Origin of the sequence: Protofrankia sp. Cr1, from assembly GCF_963555865.1 — a bacterium.
Lineage (GTDB): Bacteria > Actinomycetota > Actinomycetes > Frankiales > Frankiaceae > Protofrankia.
Window position 1 is genome coordinate 2,526 of the sequence record NZ_CAUVXO010000177.1, and the last position, 2,099, is coordinate 4,624.

Annotated in this window: 2 protein-coding genes; both read left to right on the top strand. The window is 71.2% G+C overall.

All coding sequences use genetic code 11. The features are described 5' to 3' along the window. On the top strand, window positions 1-663 hold a 663-nt coding region (gene pdxH / locus U9980_RS14920), incomplete at its 5' end, for a pyridoxamine 5'-phosphate oxidase (RefSeq protein ID WP_322768461.1). Between the two features lie 14 nt (window positions 664-677). After that, complete coding sequence (locus U9980_RS14925; RefSeq protein WP_322768462.1) at window positions 678-2,075, top strand: MFS transporter; 1,398 nt, start codon at window positions 678-680, stop codon at window positions 2,073-2,075. Window positions 2,076-2,099 lie beyond the last annotated feature (24 nt).

The window sequence follows — 2,099 nt, forward strand, 5'->3', positions numbered from 1 at the left end:
GAGTACGCCACCAGTGGGCTGTCCGAATCCGATCTCGCCCCTACCTGGTTGAGTCAGTTCGCACGATGGTTCACCGAGGCGTCCGCCACCGCCGCCGAACCGGGATCGGCACTGGTCGAACCGAACGCGATGGTGTTCGCCACGGCCGACGCACGCGGCCGGCCCAGCGCCCGCATCGTCCTGCTCAAGGCGTTCGACGAACGCGGCTTCACGCTGTTCACCAACTACACATCCCGCAAGGGCCGCGACGCGGCGGCGAACCCCTACGGCTCGCTGGTCTTTCCCTGGCATGCGCTGGGACGCCAGGTCGTCGCCGCCGGTGCGCTCGAACGGGTGTCAGGCGAGGAGACCGCGGCCTACTTCCACACCCGCCCGCGTGGGTCCCAGCTCGCGGCGTGGGTGAGCCACCAGTCCGAAACGATCAGCTCCCGGGATGTGCTTGAGCGGCGCCGGGCAGACCTCGCCGACCGCTGGCCCGAACCCGGGCCGATCCCGGTACCGCCGTTCTGGGGCGGGATACGGCTCGTCCCGGACAGCGTCGAGTTCTGGGCGGGCCGCCACGACCGGCTCCACGATCGGCTCCGCTTCCGCCGGACCGGCGCGGATGAGGCGTGTCGCCCGGCCCGCGGTGAGCGCTGGGTGATCGAACGCCTGGCACCGTGAGGAAGCCCGACACCGTGGTCAGCACCGGTGCAACCGCCGGGCAGGCCGCCGGGCAGACCGACGGCCACTCGGCTCCGGAGCCCGACCACGTGACGTCCCGGGGCCGGGCCCCGGGGCTCGGCCGGCGGATCGCCGCCACCGTCCTGACCGACATCGGGCCACTGCGGGCCTACCCGGCCTACCGGCGAATGTGGGCGGGCGAGACCGTCTCCGCGGTCGGTTCAATGATCACTACTACCACGGTACCGCTACAGGTCTACGACATCACCAGGTCCTCGTTCGCGGTCGGACTGACCGGCCTGGTCGCTCTGGTGCCACTGGTCGTCTTCGGGATGTTCGGCGGGGCGATCTCGGACGCCGTCGACCGCCGGCGGCTTGCGCTGGTCACCTCCAGCGGGCTGGCCGCGGTGTCGGTCGGGCTGTTCGCTCTCGCGCTTGTCGACCTGCATACGATCTGGCCGCTGTTCGCCCTCGTGGCTGCCCAGTCCGCGCTGATATCCGTCGACCAACCGGCCCGGCGGTCGATGACGCCGAACCTCGTGCCGCTGCGGGAGCTTCCCGTGGCCACGGCGCTGGCGCAGATCGGCTGGAACACCGCCCTGACCGCCGGTCCGCTGCTTGCCGGGGTGGCGGTCGCGGCGTCGGGCTACACCCTCGCCTACGGGATGGACGTCGTGACCTTCGGGGCCGCGCTCTATGCGCTCGCGCGGCTGCCTTCGATGCCGCCGACGGGCGGCGGCACCCGAGCCGACATCGCGAGCGTCCTCGACGGACTACGCTTCCTACGCGGCCAACCGATAGTGCTCATGACGTTCGCCATAGACATCGTCGCGATGGTTTTCGGAATGCCGCGGGCGCTGTTCCCCGAGCTCGCCGGAACACAGTTCGGTGGCGGGACGCAGACCGCCGGGCTGCTCTACGCCGCGGTCGCCGCAGGCGCGCTGGCCGGGGCGGTGGTCGGCGGCTGGTTCGGCCGCATCCGGCGCCACGGGCTGGCCGTGGTCATCGCCGTGATCATCTGGGGTACGTCAATCGCCGGATTCGGGCTCGTCCACAACCTCGCCGCCGGTGTGCTGCTGCTCGCCACCGCCGGCGCCGCCGACATGGTCAGTGCGGTGTTCCGGAACTCGATGCTCAACGTCGCCACACCGGACGCGATGCGCGGACGCCTTCAGGGGGTGTTCATCGTGGTCGTCGCGGGCGGCCCGCGCCTGGGGGACCTTGAGGCGGGAACGGCGGCAGCCCTGGTCTCGCCGATGTTCTCAGTGGTCAGCGGCGGGTTGGCATGCGTTGCCGGCGCCGCGTTGCTCGCGGCGGCTGTTCCGTCGTTCATCCGCTATGACTCGCAGGACGCCATCACCGCAGCCGAGAGCCGCGAAGTGGTGCGGGAGCCGGACGAGCGGCCGCACTGACGAACCCCGACCGACGAACCCCGA